Raw genomic sequence first — 17,724 nt, forward strand, 5'->3', positions numbered from 1 at the left:
GCCCGGAAAAGACACACTTTTCTTTACTTAACCCTCCTTGGGCGCTATTTCGTCAGCAGGTAATTCTGCGGGGGAGCGTTCGGCTATCAAAAGCCGAACCTATGCTCCGAATATTTAGCGGGTAGCCTCGGCGAAGACAGCCTGTGCAACACCAGAGACGGTGCCTGCAATCTTCACAGCTTCCCAGACCTGCTCCTTGGTCAGACCAGCATCGCGGACGACCTTTGCGTGAGAAGTCACGCAAGCTTCACAGCCGTTGATGGCAGAAACTGCCAGAGACCACAGCTCGAAGTCTTCCTTCTCGACACCCGGATTGGAGATGATGTTCATGCGCAGGCCGAACTTGACCTGTGCGTAGTCATCACCGAGCATGTGGCGAGTGCGGTAAGCAACGTTGTTCATGCCCATAACGGTGGCCGCACCAAGTGCAGACTCGAAAGCCTCGTCAGACAGGTGCTCCTTGGCTTCCTCGGCGATCTCGGAGAAAACGGTCTCGTTGCGGGTGGCAGCAGCGGATGCAAGCAGGGTACCCCACAGCTGCTGCTCGGAAAGTTCCGTAGAACGGGTGAGAGTGCCAAGGTTCAGCTTCATGTCCTTGGCGTACTCCGGTAGACCGGAACGAAGGTTATCGATGCTCATATGAGTTACTTCAGCTCCTGCTTCAGAACGTCCATCTTGTCGATGTTCTTGGTCGGGTCATTCTTCTGCCAGTTACATGCGCAGACCTCTTCAGACTGAAGAGCGTCGAGAACACGCAGAACCTCGTCAACGTTACGACCGACAGCGTCCGGGGTAACGGAGACGAACTGAATGATGCCGTCCGGGTCAATGATGAAGGTTGCGCGGTCTGCAACACCGTCAGCGTTCTCGACACCGAGTGCACGCATCAGGTCATGGCGGATGTCGGAGAACATCGGGAACGGGATGTCCAGCAGTTCCTCGTGGGTTGCACGCCAGTTGAAGTGGGAGAACTCATTGTCGCCAGAGCCACCGAGAATAACGGTGTCACGGTCCTCGAATTCCTCATTCAGCTTGCCGAATGCAGCAATCTCAGTCGGGCAGACAAAGGTGAAGTCCTTCGGGTAGAAGAAGACGACCTTCCACTTACCCTCGTAGGACTCATTGGTTACCTGCTCGAAGTAGTCATCCGGAGAAGAAGCGTTTGCATCACGCAGGTTGCCGCCCTTCAGAGCGGTCAGAGAAAACTCGGGGAACTTGTCGCCAACAGTCAAAATTGCCATGGAATCCTCCTGAATGTATTCCTTTTGGGGTCACACACCATTATGCCTATGGATTCCCGAACCGTCAAGAGGAAAAAGTTAATAAGCTCGTGTAGGCTTATAGGTATGCGTAATAGAGATTATCGGCCCACTTTGCCTCAGTTACGTGCCTTTGTCGCGATTGCCGATACCGGTCACTTCGGTCAAGCCGCTGCCCGCCTCGGCATTTCACAGCCCAGCCTGTCACAAGCGCTTTCCACCCTTGAGCAGGGACTGGGGGTGCAGCTTGTAGAGCGTTCGACTCGCCGAGTGCTGGTGACGCCACTCGGTCGCGGTCTGATTCCATATGCCCGCCAAGCATCTGAAATTGTTGACGAGATTGTTGCTCGCGCCTCTGGCCGTACAGATGATTTGTCCGGACCACTATCCATTGGTGTTATCCCTACGGTTGCTCCATACGTGCTGCCCAACTTCCTCCAGTTGGTTCGTGACGAGCTGCCAGATCTAAAGCCTAGGATTGTCGAAGAGCCGACCGAGCGCCTCATCGAATCACTTCGCTCCGGCACCATTGATGCAGCCATCATGGCACTGCCATCCGATGTGCCTTCCTTTGAAGAGATTTACCTCTACGACGAGGAGTTCTACATCGTCGTGCCAGAGGATCATCCGCTGGCAGGTAAGGAAGACGTAAAGCTTGAGGCAATCAGGGACTTGGACTTGCTTCTGCTTGACGACGGTCATTGCCTGCGCGACCAGGTGTTGGATATTTGTCGCAAGGTCGATGCTGTTCACGGCGAGACCTCCAGCTTGGAAACACGGGCGGCTTCTCTATCCACCGTCGTGCAGTGTGTTGCCGGTGGGTTGGGGCAGTCGCTTGTACCGGAATCGGCTGTCAAGATTGAGGCCGACCGCCCCGGCCTGGCTGTTGCACGATTCGAAGGTCCGGCACGGCCGGGACGCACCATTGGGCTGGTTCACCGCGCATCATCGGTACGCGGCGGCGAGTTCAATCGAATTGCTGAACTGGTACGGCAGGCATACATGGACGCTGTTGCCTAAAGCTCTCTTGGCGCATGTTGCAATAGCGTACGAAATAAGCAAAAACCGGGCTGGCAGTTCCAGCCCGGTTTTTCGCGTTTATCCCTGAATAATTCGCAGCGATCCCAACCTGACCTCGCCGTATTCATCAGATGCAGCCAAGTCAACGTCCGCTTCAAAGCGCCAGCCGTGGTCGCCCTCAGGGTCATCGAGTATCTGGATCACATGCCATAGGCCCTCACCAGCCTTGCGGTCAATCGAAATCATATCGCCGCCGCGAGCCTTTGCATCGATCCCTAGGTCATCGTATTCATCGAAGTAGTCATCCATTGCGGCAGGCCAATCTGGCGCATCGTCGAGGTAGTTGTCCAGGTCGGCCAGCTCCTCCTCCTTTTCAAAGGCAAAGAGCTGCACGTGGCGAAACATGAGATTGCGCACCATACGGGTAAATGCACGTTCGTTGCCTGTAAGGGGCCGCGACTCGTCGGTGCCAAAAGCCGCTTCCTTGAGAGTTTCCTCGTCCAATGGCTTGTCCGGATCGGCCATTTGCGCCCATTCATCCACCAGGGAGTTATCCACCTGCACAACGAGCTCGCCGAGCCATTCCACAATGTCCCGAAGTTCCTCGTTAGCGGCTTCCGGTGGGAGAGTATGTCGCAAAGTGCGCCAGGCATCGGTGAGGTAGCGCAAGAAAATACCTTCAGAGCGGGCAATTCCGTACTCAGATACCACGTCCGAGAAAGTCATGGCCTTTTCCACCATCTCGCGCACTACTGACTTGGGCGACAGCGAAAATTCACGCACCCACGGGTGACCTTGAGCATAGGTGTCGAATGCACCCTCCAGCTCGTCGGCAAGCGGCATCGGCCATGTGATGTCTTCGACGATGTTCATACGTTCGGTGTAATCAACACCCTCGGCCTTGAGCGCGGCGATTTCTTCACCGCGTGCCTTTTTCTGCTGCGCGATGAGCAGTGGGCGAGGGTCTTCCAGAATTGACTCAAACACACTGATGACATCGAGTGCGTAGTTCGGGCTGTCCTTATCCAACAGTTCGAGCGCGGCGATGGCGAAAGGCGACAGCGGCTGATTGAGCGCGAAGTCACGCTGCAGCTCCATTGTCAGCTCGGGGCGGCAGTCATCGCCCTCGCCATGCGTGACGACGATTCCCGCGTTGACCAAACCGCGGTAGAGCTCAATTGCGGTCAGAATAGCCTCATTTTGCTGGTGGCGGGTGTCGTGATTGGTGCGCAGCAGATGACGCATGTGTTCGTAGGTATCGCCACCACGTGCAATGACGTTGAGCAACATACCGTTGGTAACTGCAAAGCGGCTGGTCAGCGGTTCCGGTGGCTGAGAAACGATTTTGTCGAAGGTCTTCTCCGACCATGTCACTTCGCCCTTGGGAACGGACTTCAGCCGCAACTTCTTCAGTTTGGCCTCATCCTGGCCGGCACGGCGCCGCAGCTTGGCGTTTTCGATTTCGTGTTCAGGTGCTTCGACAACTACGGTGCCCTCGGTGTCGTAGCCAGCACGGCCGGCGCGTCCAGCGATCTGGTGGAACTCGCGTGACTTGAGAATACGGCTACGACGGCCATCGAACTTGGCCAAACCGGTAATCAGCACCGTGCGAATAGGCACGTTGATGCCGACGCCGAGGGTATCCGTGCCACAGATGACCTTCAGCAGACCAGTCTGAGAGAGACGCTCAACCAAACGACGGTACTTCGGCAGCATTCCCGCATGGTGGACGCCAATGCCCTGGCGCACCAACTTGGAAAGAACTCGACCAAAGGCCGTGGTAAACCGGAAATCGCCAATCTCTTCGCGAATCCGCTCCTTCTCCTCCTTCGTCAGCAGCTTCAGACCGGTCAGTGCCTGAGCCTGTTCAGCTGCTTGGCGCTGGGAGAAAAAGACGATGTAGATTGGGGCTTTGCCGGATTCCAGCAACTCCGCCAGCGTGTCATGAACTGGTGTGTAGACATAGTGGAAATCCAGCGGTACCGGGCGCGTCGTACCTGTAACGAGGTTGACGTCGAGTCCCGTGCGTTCCTTCAAATCCGTCTCAAACTTTTGAGTATCGCCGAGAGTGGCGGACATCAACAGGAATTGGCAACGGGAAAGCTCGAGCAAGGGCACTTGCCATGCCCACCCGCGATCGGGATCCGCATAGAAGTGGAATTCATCCATTACCACCTGGTCAATATCGGCGTCGGCCCCGTCGCGCAGGGCGATATTGGCGACAATTTCCGCAGTTGCGCAGATGATGGGTGCACCACCGTTGACGGTGGCATCGCCGGTCATCATACCGACGTTCTCAGCGCCAAAGACCTCGCAGAGGGCAAAGAACTTCTCGCTGACCAAGGCCTTAATAGGCGCTGTGTAAAAGCTGCGCTGGCCACGAGCGAGGGCGCAGAAGTGGGCAGCAATAGCCACCATGGACTTGCCCGACCCTGTCGGAGTGGCAAGGATGACGTGGTCGCCACCAGCGAGACCAATAGCGGCCTCCTCCTGGGCCGGGTAGAGCGTGATGCCCTGATCCCTGGTCCAGGCAATGAACGAGTCCATAATCGCATCGTCGAAAAGGGACTCTGGAACCTCAGCTAGGTCGGGAAGCATTTCAGATAGTGACACGCTTCCCACCCTAGCGGTAACCCCGGATTAGAAGCGGAACCAGGGCTTCCAGCCGCGCCGACGGCGAGGTTGTTCCGGTTCACCGGATTCTTCGCTTTCCGCCTGCTCTTCCCGAGGCTGTTCTGACTCAGGCTGTTCGGCAGTGCCGTCTGCAGAAAACTCCGCAGACCTATCATCCGCCGAGGCCGACTCGGGTTCTTCCGAGTATGCGTCAGTGTCCTCTGATGTAGTTGCCGAGGAATCCGAGTTGGCCGGGGTCTCCGCCTCGTCGTCAAGCGAGGAAGAATCCTCTACTGGGCGCAGCGGTTGAGAAGCGAGGAACTTTTCGAACTCAGCGCCAATCTCGTCGGCGGAAGGCATCTCGCCGTTAGGTCCAAGCAGGGGAGAAGTCTCCAGCTCTTGACGACGTTGAACTTCCTGGTCGTACTGTTCCTCGAGAAGATTGACCAGCTGAGAGACCTCGCCGGAATCATTCGTCTGCGTATTGAGCAGCTCCGCCACCCGCGCGGATTCCTTCTCCAACGCCTCAAGCGGGAGCTCGAGCTTGGCTAGTTTTGCTACCTCCTGCAACAGCCGCAGTGACGCCAGCGGATACTCAGAGGCCGCGACATAGTGTGGCACCTGTGCGGTGAAACCAAAGGCATCACAACCGCGGCTTGCGAGCTCGTACTCAATGTTCAGGCTCGCAGCACCCGGAACTGTGACGCGGTTTCCCCAGGTATGCATATCACCGAGTTTCTGCTTATCTGTGCCATGGGCGATGATGCCCAGTGGTCGGGTGTGCGGAACCGTCATCGGAGCCGAGTACAGCGACACAGTCCGACCGACATCGTAGCGCTCCGCCAACTCTGCAACGGCAGTCGAGAAAGCCTCCCACCGCATGTCTGGCTCAGGGCCAGAAAGCAGCAAGAACGGCTTACCGACGTTGTCGCGAACCACATTGAGTGACAGATTCAAATCGGATACATCCACAATCTGGTCGTGGTTCATCGTCACAGAGGGACGGCGAGAACGATAATCAATCAGCTCGTCGATAGAAAAGTTCACCAATGGACGGTGCTCGAGAGCATCCAAGAGGAAACTAGCTGATTCCGAGACGGCATTACCGGCATCCGCATAACCGCTAAGTGCAATGACCAGGGTCAGATGGCCCTCGCTTCCCGTTACGTCAGGAACCGGAAAAACTACCTCGTACATATTGCCCTGAGGCTTGTCGGTCGGATCACTCACGTACGACTACCTCCTGCATCACATTTTTCGTCATTTGAAGTAAACAACCACGATACCGCAGAAACTATTCCAGTTATCCACAAGTAGAAAGTAGTCCACAGATGGGCCGATTTTTCCGGTCGCGCACAAGCAAGGCTGTTGCGGATTCGATAACAATGAGAGCCACCAGATGGCGAGAGGATTGTCCGCTGTCGAGCTATTCCAATGGGGGAAAAGGGGTAAGGAATTAATGGGAAACAAACAGAACTTCGGTGCAGGACAAAAGCCTGAAATTGAGCCGAGTGTTTTTCTGACGAACCTGCCGGGAATCGTTGGATTCTATCCGCGGGGGCAGGTAGTGATTGCGGCGTTGTATCATCAGGTCGAAGATCTCATCGATGGCAAGGTCGAGTTTGATCCGACAGCGCATGCTGGCCCGATGCTGATTAAGGATGTGGCCTCGATGGAGAACAATCCTGACTTGGTGCGGGCAGCCGCGGACTTCCTGCTCGATGAAGGATGCACTCACGCAGATGTGTTTATCATCGACGAATCCTGGGGGATTGAAAAGGACTCCACACCTATTACAGGCTGGCTGCGAGAAGGCGGCCTGCATGAGGTGCGTTTGGCGGGCGTTGCCACTATTGCTGCGGGGGAAGTTGTCACGGACGAGCAGGGAGAGATCGTCGGCATTGTCGGTGACAGTCTGATGACCGACAATGCAAATCTAATCTCTCGGCAGGGAGAGCAGATTTTCAAAAACTATGAGGAGTACCGCAGCTATTTTCGAGGTGGCCAATTCCGCGACAGTAAAGACAGGGCTCTGATTGAACGCCTCCGGGAACGAGCGACAGCCGTTGAGCAGCCTAGGAAGCTCAAAATTGGTTCGGACAATCCCGCGCTCATCGAGCATTTCGACATGCTAAAAGCCGCCGTGGAAAACGTGGCCGATGGTGTGATGGATGCACATGAGGCGGTTCGCGATGAAACCGCGGGATATGCCATTGCTGCAGCACTGACCAACGTCACCTTGCGCGATATGTCCATGATTTTCATTACTACGCAGTTGGCGCAATCAATGGGAGAAATCTGGCGCGAGGCCGCAATCGTCCACCGCGGCAGCCTGCGTGCTAACGCTTTAGCGTGTTTTGCCATCGCAAAGTTCGCGGCTGGGCTGGAGAACTATGCGCAAACAGCTCTCGATGAGGCAGCGGGGGAGCAACCGAATCATTCACTGACTCAGTTGCTGGAAATTGCGGTCGCCAATCAAATTGTGCCGAGGTGCGTTGGCACAATTCTTGGTGCGGCACAAGAGGTGCTGCGCAGGGTATACAAGGTGAAAATGCCGCGTATTGATTAGCGACCCTGCAAGCTGTGCTGCAGTACCTAGCGGTGCGCCGAGTGGGCTCGGTCGCCGAGGTTCTTGGTGTACTCCCATGCATCGGCGACGATGGTTTCCAGCTCCGTATGATTGGGCTTCCATCCGAGCTCGTCCATGGCGCGCTGAGAAGAGGCAATAAGGGTTGCCGGATCACCGGCTCTACGCGGTGCATCCTCAGCAGGAATCGGGTGACCGGTGACCTTACGGCAGGTCTCAATAACCTGGCGAACCGAAAAGCCGTCGCCAGAACCGAGGTTGAAGATACGGTGGGTTCCCGGCGTGTTGGACTCCAGTGCCAAGACGTGCGCATCGGCGAGGTCTTTGATGTGGATGTAGTCACGAACCGCGGTGCCGTCCGGAGTCGGCCAGTCATTGCCAAAGACCATAATCTTGTCGCGGTGACCGAGCGCAACCTGCAGTACCAGGGGGATGAGGTGAGTTTCCACCTCACGGTTTTCGCCAAAACCGCCCCAGGCACCCGCCACATTGAAGTAACGCAAGCTGGTAGCGCCGATGTTGTATGCCTTGGCGTAAGACGAGATGGCGTAGTCCATGGCCAGCTTGGTGGCACCGTAAGGGTTGGTCGGTGCGGTTGGCATGTCTTCGGTAATTGGTGTCTTCTCTGGCTCACCGTAGGTTGCAGCTGTCGAAGAGAACACCAGGTTATTCGTACCGGTATCACGCATTGCGTCGAGTAGCTTCAGGGTTTGGCCCACATTGTTGTGCCAGTAGTCGGAAGGAACCTCAACAGACTCGCCAACAAGCGATTTCGCAGCGAAATGAACGACGCCGTCGAAGCTGTCGGAGGACAGAACCTCGTAGGCCTTGTCCGCCACATCGCCTTCGACTAGGGTCGCGCCCTCTGGCACCGCATCACGGTTGCCAACAGAGAAGTTGTCCAGAATGGTGACGTCGTGGCCAAGAGAAATCAATACTGCCGAGCACACGCTACCGACGTAGCCGGCACCACCAGTGACGAGGAGTTTCATTTGATAATCACCATGATTGCGTGAGACAGAGTATCCGGAATGTCAAGAGAATGATCACCACGGGCGAGAGTCACGCGGCCGGCGGCAACCTCGGCAAGTGCCTCAGTACCCGGCATAATTCCAGCCTTGTGGAGACGCTTCATGTAGCTCTGCTCGACCTGCAGGATTTCGTTAATCTGGACGATCTCAACGGTGTACTCGCCGGGGTTTAGATCGGACAGTCGGCGAACGTTCTCTAACGACTCTGGTGACTGAGTCCCACCGAGGTCTCCCAAACCGGGAATCGGATTGCCGAATGGGGAGCGTGTGTAAGAGTCAAGCACGTCGAGAAGTTTGCGCTCGACCTCGTCACTCATTACGTGCTCCCAGCGGCAGGCTTCGTCGTGAACCTTGTCCCATTCGAGGCCAATGACATCCGTAAGTAGGCGCTCAGCTAGGCGGTGCTTACGCATGACAGCCGTGGCCAGCCTGCGGCCCTCGTCGGAAAGCTGCAAGCTGCGATCTGGGGCAACTACGAGAAGGCCATCGCGCTCCATGCGCGCAACGGTTTGGCTAACGGTCGGCCCCGACTGCTCAAGGCGTTCGGCAATGCGAGCACGCAAAGGAATGATGCCCTCTTCTTCGAGTTCGAAAATCGTACGTAAGTACATTTCCGTGGTGTCAACCAAATCCCTCACGGTTTTCCTCCGATAACACAGTCTTAAAAGTTTTCACTCAAGTATTAGGATAACCACACTTGCGCAAGAAAGATGTTAGGGCTCGCAAATCTAGTGGCTTTGGTGCTGATTAGGCAGCGAAAAGCTTGGTTCGGTGGGCGCTGCTGAGACGGAAGGGAGCGTACGCGATGTCGAAAGTTCGACGTGCAGACGAAAACGCCGACCGCCAGTGTGGATGAAACTCCGGCACGGGGTCGGCATTGAAGTCCAGCTCTATCTCAGGGCTGAAATTAGGAACCCTATCGATGTCACCGCCATGTGGCGTTAGTTTGCGTACTCACGCAGCTTGTCAGCACGGTCACCCTCGCGGAGCTTGGACATAACTTCCCGCTCAATCTGGCGGACGCGCTCTCGAGACAGGCCAAAGTGGCGGCCAATCTGATCCAGCGTGCGGGGCAGGCCATCGTCGAGACCGTAGCGGAGCTTAATAACTTCCTGCTCTCGAATCTCGAGAGTGGACAGAACCTTGCGGACATCGTGGTGACGCAGGGAAGCGACAACTGCCTCCTCGGCATCAGTTGCCTCTGAGTCCTCGATGAAGTCTCCCAGAGGAGCTTCCTCATCAGTGCCCACCGGCATGTCCAAGCTCACCGGGTCGCGGGACTGACGCAGCAGCATCTCAATCTTGGCTTCTGGAATGCCGGATTCCTCTGCCAATTCCTCATTCGTAGCCTCACGGCCGAGTTGCTGGTAGAGCTCACGCTTGATACGAGAAATCTTGTTGACCTGCTCAACCAAATGAACAGGGAGGCGAATGGTGCGCGACTGATCAGCCATACCGCGGGTAATAGCTTGGCGAATCCACCACGTTGCGTAAGTGGAGAACTTGAAACCCTTGGTGTAGTCGAACTTTTCCATGGCGCGGATGAGGCCCAAGTTGCCCTCCTGGATTAGATCCAGCAGAGGCATACCGCGGTTGGTGTAGCGCTTCGCCAGCGAGACCACAAGACGGAGATTGGCTTCGAGTAGGTGGGCGCGTGCAGCCTTACCTTCCTTTGCCAAAATCTTGACATCACGCTTCTTTGCGCGGGTCATTTTCGCGCCGGTCTGCAGCAAATGCTCGGCGTATACACCGGCTTCAATGCGCTTAGAAAGTTCCACCTCTTCTTCAGCGCTGAGAAGAGCAGTCTTTCCGATGCCGTTCAAATACACACGAACCAAATCGGCGGACGGATTGGAGTTATTGCCAGTGCGGCGCCCCTTGTCCCGTGGCTGACCTTCCAGTTCGTCATTTTGAATATCGGCACTCTTCATGAATCTGCCTCCTGGATTTTTAAGTGGACTCGATAACTACAACGCACGGAGTTACGGAAATGTTCCCGTGAAAGTTGATGAATGTCAATAGGGTAATTTTGCCATGCAAATATAATGTTAAGAAAAACTGCCGCGACTAGCATTCTATGAGAACTGTAAAGGGTCCATCATTGACGGATGCGACCTCCATCATCGCTCCAAATTGTCCCGTTTCGACCGTCAAGCCACGATTGCGCAAGTTCTCGACAATTTTTTCTATGACGGGTCCGGCCTCTGGGCCCGGAGCCGCGTCTACCCACGACGGCCGCCGTCCCTTCTTTGTCGCCCCCATCAACGTGAATTGGCTAACAACGAGCACCGGGGCGCCAGCGTCGACAGCGCTGAGCTCGCCATCCAGAATGCGCAGCTCCGCAATCTTGCGGGCCATCGTTTCCCAAGCATCGGCAGTGTCCTCGCGGCCAACACCTACGAGCGCCAAAATGGCGCCGGTATCGCCTCCGTCAACGTGGCCAACAACGGAGCCGTCGACAGTGACTGACGCGGATTTAACTCGGGTGAGAACGGCTTTCATTTACTGTTTATCCTCCAAGAGCTCGGCGGGGAGAATCAGACCATGGCGAACCAAGTCAACGACGATGGGAACTAGGGCGTCCTTGATTGCAGGGACTTCGGACTCATCAAAGGCTCCAAACATTGCCATGATGTCGATGACGGAGCCCAGGGCAGCTTCGGGATGCAGTGCACCCAGGATGGTTGCGACGGACTCATCGATTGAGTGTGTCCAGGCGGGGCCGTCGGTGCGTGAGATGCGCGTATCGAACTCAGTGAAGCCCTGGCCGCTGTCGACGTCGGCAAGCGAAACGCGTTCTAAGGCGACGCCGGGTCGCACAGTAAAGGCAGCTTCGAGGATGGTGTTAGCAGTTTGTGCGCGAAGCCATTCGGCGCGGCCGAGATACTCCTGGGCTTCGGCGCCGAAGGGAGCGGCCAAAGGCTGCGGCATTTCTTCGCACACGGCGGAAGTCGGGCCGGCAATGCGTTGGACTGTGATGTAGCCGAACCCGATGCCTGTCACGCCGCTGTTGCGGAAGTGCTCCAGCCAGGCACGGGAGCGCTCGCAGCCTTCTGGGCTGCGGGGGTCGATGGACTCGTCTCGAAGCCAGGTGCCGATGTATTCCGCCGGCGTGGCGACATCTCGTTGTGTTACCCACACTTCGAGGCCTTCAGCAGGGAGCCAAGAGGCGATGCGCTGTTGCCAACTTTCGCCTTCGATATGGGCCCAAGCACCGAGCAGATGCGCCGTGCCGCCGTCGGTGAGATGGTCGGCCAGACCGCGGATCATAAGTTCGGTGGCACCGTCCAGATTCAATCCTGAGTCACGGTAAACATGTTCCACACTTGGCAGCCCTACGACGAACGGCGGGTTCGCCACAATGCGGTCAAACTTCTTGCCTGCAACCGGTTCAAACCACGAACCTTCGACGGCCTGCGCCTGGTCGAAGCCATTTGCGGCGAAAGTAGCGCGGGCAAAAAACAGCGCCCGGGGGTGAATGTCCGTCGCGACAATCGACTTTGCATCCGGCTGGGCAAGACTCTGGACGCCACAACCGGCACCGAGGTCGAGTACGGATTCCACCGCCGAGGTCGGCGAAATATCGAGGAGGGAGCGGGAAGCCCGCCCTACGCCCAAGACATGATCGGGTCCAGGAACGTGATCGCTCATAGAGGCATCGCGGTCGGAAAAGACAATACGGTCGACTCCCGCAATCTCGACCGGGCGCACATCGATACACACCTGTGCGTTGGTGGCGGTGCCGGCAAGTATGCCGCTGCCCAGTAACTTGGCTGTCAGCTCAGCCCCAAATAGCTGCTGTGCGTCGGCGAAATCGCCCAGGATGAAAAGACGCAACGCGGTCACAGTGTCCGCAGAAACGCCCTCAGTTTCGGTAAGTAGAACATCGACAACGCCGGGCTCACCGCGGTCCAGCGCGGCCAGTCCCTCGGCGCCTAGGACTCGACGCAGTGACTTACTGGAAAACTCAAGGCGCCTGAGCGCGGTGGCAAATTCCTCCGCACAGTCGACAAAATCACGAAGCTGCTGATCAGTCGGTGGGGTGAAGGTGGAGGGGGAAAAGGTCATCGTAGGCACTACCTTCGTCGTAAAGCGGGGCGGAGGGGCTAGTTAGGGGAGCTTGACGACGAATCGTCGTCTTCCGGCATATCGATGACATTTGCGTCATCGAAGGGATTTGAGGTGGTCTCGTTACCGGACTGCGTCGGTGCGTCGGTGTCTTCGGTACTGGCGGCAGAACCGAGCGCGCGCATCTCTGCTTCCTTGAGGGCGCGCTGGCGTTGCTGCTCCTCCCATTTGCGGTTTTGCTCGCGTACAACTCCAGGCTTGTAGACGCGCGGCTTACGCTTGTCAGCGGGTTCTCCAACGCCATTGGCGATGACAACCGCGATCCACGGCATGGGTACGGAGACGACCATGAGAATCGCTGCAATCCACGGCACATCCCACCACAGATAAAAAGCGCCGGAAAGAAGCAGCAGCGGAATACGAGACCATTGCAGAGCCGCGTAGACGTGGCGGCGGTGGTCATAGTTGCGAATCCGAGAGCCGCGGGCGTCGGTAATCAACGCCGCGTCTTTCTTGCGTCGCCGGGAACTTCCGCGTTTCGGCAGCGCGGAGTCGCGACGGTCATTGATTCGCGCCATGGTTGTCTAGCATACGCCTGTGGCGTGGGGTCGTCTCAACTAGCTATGTCCGTTGCAGCCGCATGCTCGCGTAGTCGTAGCGATGTTGTGGATGGCTGTGGAAGGCAGCAGTCAGCAGCGGCCAGCACCTGGGTCACTGGGCATAATTTGACCGATGGGGCACAATTGGAATCTGTGAGCACTCCATTGAAGACGACAAAGACGATTGAACGCACCGATACCCGCGTCGATGAGTCGACGAGGGACGATACCCCGAAGTTCTTCCATTACGTCAAGAAGGACCAGATCGTGAACTCCGCGGTCAACGGCTCCTACGTCGTTGCTCTGTGCGGTGAAACCTTCCCTGTGAAGAAGTCGGCGAAGCCGGGTTCACCGGTATGCCCTGACTGCGAGCGGATTTACAAGTCCCTGCGTCGCAAGTGAGCGGGCTTCGTAAATGGCAGCAGGAGGCTCTCGACAAATACCTGGCGACTAACCCCAAGGACTTCCTTGCAGTGGCGACACCGGGCGCAGGTAAGACGACCTTCGCCCTGCGTATCGCCAGTGAGTTGCTGTCGCGCCGGATCGTCGAGCGCATCATCGTCGTGGTTCCCACTGAGCACCTGAAAGTGCAGTGGGCTGCTTCCGCTGCTCGTTCGGGGATTGCGTTGGATCCCAAATTCACCAACGCCAAGGGTGTGGTAAACCCCTCCTACCAGGGAATTGTTGTGACCTACGCCCAAGTCGCAGTGCATCCGTTTAAGCACCATGCCGTAGCCACCGCTCGGCCGACATTGGTGATTCTGGACGAGGTGCACCACGGCGGCGATGCCAAGAGCTGGGGAGACGGTATTTCCGAAGCTTACGGCGATGTCGAACGCCGCCTGTGCCTAACTGGTACGCCGTTCCGCTCCGATGACGCGGCGATTCCGTTTGTTCGCTACTCGCCGGACGGCGATGGTTACTCGCGTTCCGTCGCTGATTACACGTACGGCTATTCCAATGCGCTTGCCGACGGCGTTGTCCGCCCGGTGGTCTTTCTGGCTTATTCCGGTGAAGCCCGCTGGCGTGATAGTGCGGGCGATGAGTTTGCTGCGCGTCTGGGCACCGTGATGAGTCCAGAGGAGACCACGCGTGCTTGGCGCACCGCGCTTGACCCAAAGGGCGAGTGGATGCCATCTGTGCTGCGGGCAGCGCACACCCGGCTCTCGCAGATGAGGCAGCATATCCCGGACGCGGGTGGCCTGGTTATCGCCTCCGACGCGGCAACTGCCCGTGCGTACAAACGCATTCTCGAGCAGATTGCCTCTACGCCGGTGGCGTTAGTGCTCTCGGATGAACCGGGCTCGTCGGAACGAATTAAGACTTTCTCCGAGTCCACCGATGAGTGGATGGTGGCCGTGCGCATGGTCTCCGAAGGCGTGGACGTGCCGAGGCTGGCGGTCGGCGTGTACGCGACCAGTTCCTCGACTCCACTATTCTTCGCGCAGGCTATCGGACGATTCGTGCGAAGCCGCATGCCGGGGGAGACCGCTTCGGTCTTCTTGCCGTCGATTCCGGTGCTGCTCGACTTGGCCTCGCAGATGGAGGTGCAGCGCAACCACGTGCTCGGCAAGCCGGATCGGCCTTCGGAAGGCTGGGAGGATGACTTGGTCGCTGAGGCCAATCGCCGCAAGGATGAGCCCGACGAATTGCTGCCGGCCTACGAATCCATTGGCGCGGATGCTGAACTTGACTACCTCATCTACGACGGCTCCTCCTACGGCACCGCAACCGTTGCCGGTTCCGCCGAAGAGGCCGATTATCTGGGTTTGCCAGGGCTTCTCGACGCCGATCAGATGCGACTCTTGCTGCGTCAGCGGCAGGATGAACAGCTTAAAGCCGCCAGTGCCCGAGAGAAGGAAGCCCGCGAGGAGGCGAGGGAATCGTCGTCAAGCGGAGGCGAAGGGGGCGCGGTGCACCGCATTGAAGGATCGGCGTACCCAAGGCCGCAGAAGGTGGCCAGTGAGGTGTTGCCGAAGTTGCGGAAGGAGCTCAATACGCTGGTGTCGATGACAGCGGCGCGAACCGGTAAGCCACATGGTCAAGTGCATAACGAGGTTCGGCGCGCCTGTGGTGGCCCGCCGACTGCGCTATGTACGGAGGAACAGTTGCGTGATCGCATCAGCTACCTGCGTAATTGGTAGGGTTTCAAACGAACTGAGCAATCTATGGTGGAGAGAAGAATGTCGGCAAGCAGTGATAAGTCGAGGCCGTCGGAATTGACCGGCGGTGGTTTGTCAGCTGTACCAGGCAATGACGGTCGGACTATTGGCGTGCTGGCACTGATCTTTGGCGTCGGCGGACTCTTGATGTCCTGGATGATTGTTGGTGGCATCCTCGGTGTCTTTGGCATTGTTCTGGGCATCATCGCGATGGCGAAGGCAATGAGTGCCAAGAAACGCGTGCAGGCAGCCGGGGGAGACGCGGTCATCAGCGGTTCGTTCGGATTGGGCGTGGTCGGCATTGTGACGGGTATTGCAGCCGCCGTGGTGTCGCTGATGCTGTATTCGTCGACATCAGATGCGATGTCGAAGTGTGAGAAGTTCGAGCGCACCTCTGGAGAGTATGCCGAGTGCATCTCTAAGCAGATGGGTACTGATCAGCCAAAGAAGCAATCGGAGTGAGCTCGGAAGCGACATCAATAGCGGTCTTACTTTGTGCCCGGAGTTTTCGGTCAACGCCAGATACGCAATCAGGAAATGAGCTAACCCCGTAATCCACCCCCGAAGCCCAACTGCCTGCAGTTTCGGCCGGGGGTTTCTTAGTGAAATCTCATATTTGGCCGAGTGTTGGTAATGATATTGGTGTCAGAAAGTACCCACATTTGGCATCCCCTACATGCGGTAAACGTTTGAACATGCGTGCAATACAGGATGTCTGCTGATTATTAAATAGGAGCGTGAATCGTGGCAGCGACATCTACGCGCGACAACTCCCCGGAACTGTCACCTGGCCAACAAGACCGTGGATACCTGAGCCGGGAGCTTTTCCGTAAGCGCACCGGTCTAGGACTCGGTATCATCTTGGCCCTGCTCGTGTACTTCTTTATGCCGGCTGAGCTCGATCACAACCTGCGTGCAACCGCAGGTGTAGCAGTGCTTATGGCCGTGTGGTGGATGTCCGAGGCTATCCCGATTGCCGTTACGGCTCTGCTGCCGCTGGCTCTATTCCCGATTCTCAACCTCGCGGAGATTAAGGATTTCTCGGGCAAGTACACAGACCCGACCATCTTCCTCTTTATGGGCGGCTTCCTGTTGGCGCTGGCGATGCAGCGTTGGAACCTCCACAAGCGCGTCGCATTGTGGGTTCTGGTGCTCATGGGGTCGTCACCAAAAATGCTGATTCTCGGCTTCATGGTGGCTACTGGCTTCCTGTCGATGTGGGTCTCCAACACGGCCACGGCCGTGATGATGCTGCCAATCGGTGTGTCCGTCCTGAGCCTCATTGTCCGAATGCTGCACGATGAAAAGGTTCCTGCAGAGGATACGGGCTCTGCGAGTGAATCCGTCGCTGAAACCCCCGGTGGGGATGCGCTGGAGGAGGCCGAGGAGTCGTCGTCAAGCTATGACCCGATGCCAAAGTCAAACTTCGGTATCGCGCTGATGCTGGGTATCGCTTACGCGGCATCGATTGGCTCGCTGGGCACGATTATTGGTACTCCGCCGAACGCGATGCTGGCGGCCTACATGGCGGAGCAGGGTGTCAACATTGGGTTCGGCCAGTGGATGCTGCTGGGTGTCCCGGTGGCGGTTGTGCTCATGCTCTGTGCATGGTTTTTGCTGACAAATGTTCTGTTTAAGCCGGAGATTACGCATATTCCAGGTGGGCGCGAACTCATGCGTGACGAGTTGAAGCGCCTTGGCCGTATGTCGACTGGAGAGCGCCGAGTGCTCCTGGTGTTTATCGCGGCGGCACTGGCGTGGGTCTTTGTTCCGGTGCTGCTGCCCGACACCAAGATTGCCGATGCGGTTATCGCAATGACCGTGGGTATTGCGTTGTTCCTTATTCCGGGTGGCCCTAATGGCGTGAAGCTCATGCGCTGGGAAAATGCGTTGGAGCTGCCGTGGGGTGTGCTGCTGCTGTTCGGTGGTGGCCTGGCGCTGTCCTCGCAGTTCGGTGCCTCTGGGCTGTCGGACTGGATTGGCGAGCAGCTGTCTACTCTCGGCTGGATGCCAGTGGCTGCACTCGTGGTTGTCGTCGGCGCCGTTGTGCTGTTCCTGACCGAGTTCACCTCTAACACCGCGACGGCCGCGACCTTCCTGCCGCTGGTTGGTGCGATGGCAATCGGTCTGGGCCACGACCAGATGATCTTCGCAGTTCCGGTTGCTCTGGCGGCTACTTCGGCATTCATGATGCCGGTTGCAACACCGCCGAACGCCATCGCCTATGGCTCTGGCTACGTCAGCATGCACAACATGGTCAAGGCCGGTGTCTGGCTGAACATCGTCGCACTGATCGTGATTTCTGTGGCGTCGCTGACGCTGCTGCAGTGGGTATTCGGCGTCGTGTACTAGCTGGGTAGGTAGTAGCCCGTAGTGGATGGTGGG

Annotated in this window: 16 protein-coding genes; 6 read left to right on the forward strand and 10 right to left on the reverse strand. The window is 57.3% G+C overall.

The genetic code is table 11. The features are described 5' to 3' along the window. Positions 1-114: 114 nt before the first annotated feature. Positions 115-639, reverse strand: a complete 525-nt coding sequence (locus HMPREF2547_RS03220) for an alkylhydroperoxidase, AhpD family (RefSeq protein WP_016422636.1) — start codon at positions 637-639, stop codon at positions 115-117. Between the two features lie 5 nt (positions 640-644). Continuing rightward, positions 645-1,241 carry a peroxiredoxin gene (locus HMPREF2547_RS03225; protein WP_016422637.1) on the reverse strand — a complete coding sequence of 199 codons (597 nt, stop codon included), beginning with the start codon at positions 1,239-1,241 and terminating at the stop codon, positions 645-647. A 105-nt stretch (positions 1,242-1,346) separates the two neighbouring features. Between HMPREF2547_RS03225 and HMPREF2547_RS03230 the strand changes: the two genes are divergently transcribed. Next, on the forward strand, positions 1,347-2,279 hold the full coding sequence (locus HMPREF2547_RS03230) for a hydrogen peroxide-inducible genes activator (protein WP_048733293.1): 933 nt from the start codon (positions 1,347-1,349) through the stop codon (positions 2,277-2,279). Between the two features lie 78 nt (positions 2,280-2,357). On the opposite strand, the gene HMPREF2547_RS03235 is transcribed toward HMPREF2547_RS03230, so the two are convergent. Together HMPREF2547_RS03235 and HMPREF2547_RS03240 are read right to left on the reverse strand one after the other, a co-directional pair. Beyond that, positions 2,358-4,877 carry a DEAD/DEAH box helicase gene (locus tag HMPREF2547_RS03235; RefSeq protein ID WP_101687551.1) on the reverse strand — a complete coding sequence of 840 codons (2,520 nt, stop codon included), beginning with the start codon at positions 4,875-4,877 and terminating at the stop codon, positions 2,358-2,360. Between the two features lie 42 nt (positions 4,878-4,919). Further along, on the reverse strand, positions 4,920-6,122 hold the full coding sequence (locus HMPREF2547_RS03240) for a PAC2 family protein (protein ID WP_070604689.1): 1,203 nt from the start codon (positions 6,120-6,122) through the stop codon (positions 4,920-4,922). Positions 6,123-6,351: 229 nt separating this feature from the next. Between HMPREF2547_RS03240 and HMPREF2547_RS03245 the strand changes: the two genes are divergently transcribed. Then, entirely contained in the window at positions 6,352-7,461 is a 1,110-nt protein-coding gene (locus HMPREF2547_RS03245; protein WP_246819611.1) for a DUF4192 domain-containing protein, read from the forward strand. Between the two features lie 26 nt (positions 7,462-7,487). Here HMPREF2547_RS03245 and galE read toward each other — a convergent pair whose 3' ends face one another. The 6 genes from galE to HMPREF2547_RS03275 form a co-directional block, all read right to left on the reverse strand. Continuing rightward, positions 7,488-8,471 (reverse strand): UDP-glucose 4-epimerase GalE, encoded by a 984-nt coding sequence (galE, locus tag HMPREF2547_RS03250; protein WP_016422642.1) that lies wholly within the window; start codon positions 8,469-8,471, stop codon positions 7,488-7,490. After that, positions 8,468-9,148 (reverse strand): iron-dependent transcriptional repressor DtxR, encoded by a 681-nt coding sequence (locus tag HMPREF2547_RS03255; RefSeq protein WP_016422643.1) that lies wholly within the window; start codon positions 9,146-9,148, stop codon positions 8,468-8,470. Before HMPREF2547_RS03255 ends, galE begins: the two co-directional genes overlap by 4 nt. Positions 9,149-9,451: 303 nt before the next feature. Next, complete coding sequence (locus HMPREF2547_RS03260) at positions 9,452-10,441, reverse strand: sigma-70 family RNA polymerase sigma factor (RefSeq protein WP_016422644.1); 990 nt, start codon at positions 10,439-10,441, stop codon at positions 9,452-9,454. Positions 10,442-10,577: 136 nt separating this feature from the next. Beyond that, positions 10,578-11,012, reverse strand: a complete 435-nt coding sequence (gene dtd, locus HMPREF2547_RS03265) for a D-aminoacyl-tRNA deacylase (RefSeq protein WP_016422645.1) — start codon at positions 11,010-11,012, stop codon at positions 10,578-10,580. Then, a complete protein-coding gene (locus tag HMPREF2547_RS03270) occupies positions 11,013-12,578 on the reverse strand; it encodes a DUF7782 domain-containing protein (RefSeq protein ID WP_070604692.1) in 1,566 nt (521 codons plus the stop codon). It abuts the gene before it with no gap. A 38-nt stretch (positions 12,579-12,616) separates the two neighbouring features. After that, complete coding sequence (locus HMPREF2547_RS03275; protein WP_016422647.1) at positions 12,617-13,156, reverse strand: DUF3099 domain-containing protein; 540 nt, start codon at positions 13,154-13,156, stop codon at positions 12,617-12,619. 174 nt (positions 13,157-13,330) lie between these two features. Here HMPREF2547_RS03275 and HMPREF2547_RS03280 point away from each other — a divergent pair, with 174 nt between their 5' ends. The 4 genes from HMPREF2547_RS03280 (at position 13,331) to HMPREF2547_RS03295 (ending at position 17,691) form a co-directional block, all read left to right on the forward strand. Continuing rightward, positions 13,331-13,579: a DUF3039 domain-containing protein gene (locus HMPREF2547_RS03280; RefSeq protein WP_005509477.1), complete on the forward strand. Its 249-nt coding sequence runs from the start codon at positions 13,331-13,333 to the stop codon at positions 13,577-13,579. Then, positions 13,576-15,321: a DEAD/DEAH box helicase gene (locus HMPREF2547_RS03285; RefSeq protein ID WP_048733265.1), complete on the forward strand. Its 1,746-nt coding sequence runs from the start codon at positions 13,576-13,578 to the stop codon at positions 15,319-15,321. Before HMPREF2547_RS03280 ends, HMPREF2547_RS03285 begins: the two co-directional genes overlap by 4 nt. Before the next feature lie 39 nt (positions 15,322-15,360). Then, positions 15,361-15,801: a hypothetical protein gene (locus HMPREF2547_RS03290; RefSeq protein ID WP_016422649.1), complete on the forward strand. Its 441-nt coding sequence runs from the start codon at positions 15,361-15,363 to the stop codon at positions 15,799-15,801. Positions 15,802-16,083: 282 nt separating this feature from the next. Further along, complete coding sequence (locus tag HMPREF2547_RS03295; RefSeq protein WP_070604694.1) at positions 16,084-17,691, forward strand: SLC13 family permease; 1,608 nt, start codon at positions 16,084-16,086, stop codon at positions 17,689-17,691. Positions 17,692-17,724 lie beyond the last annotated feature (33 nt).

Origin of the sequence: Corynebacterium sp. HMSC055G02, assembly GCF_001809065.1 — a bacterium.
In the GTDB taxonomy this organism is placed as follows: domain Bacteria; phylum Actinomycetota; class Actinomycetes; order Mycobacteriales; family Mycobacteriaceae; genus Corynebacterium; species Corynebacterium jeikeium_D.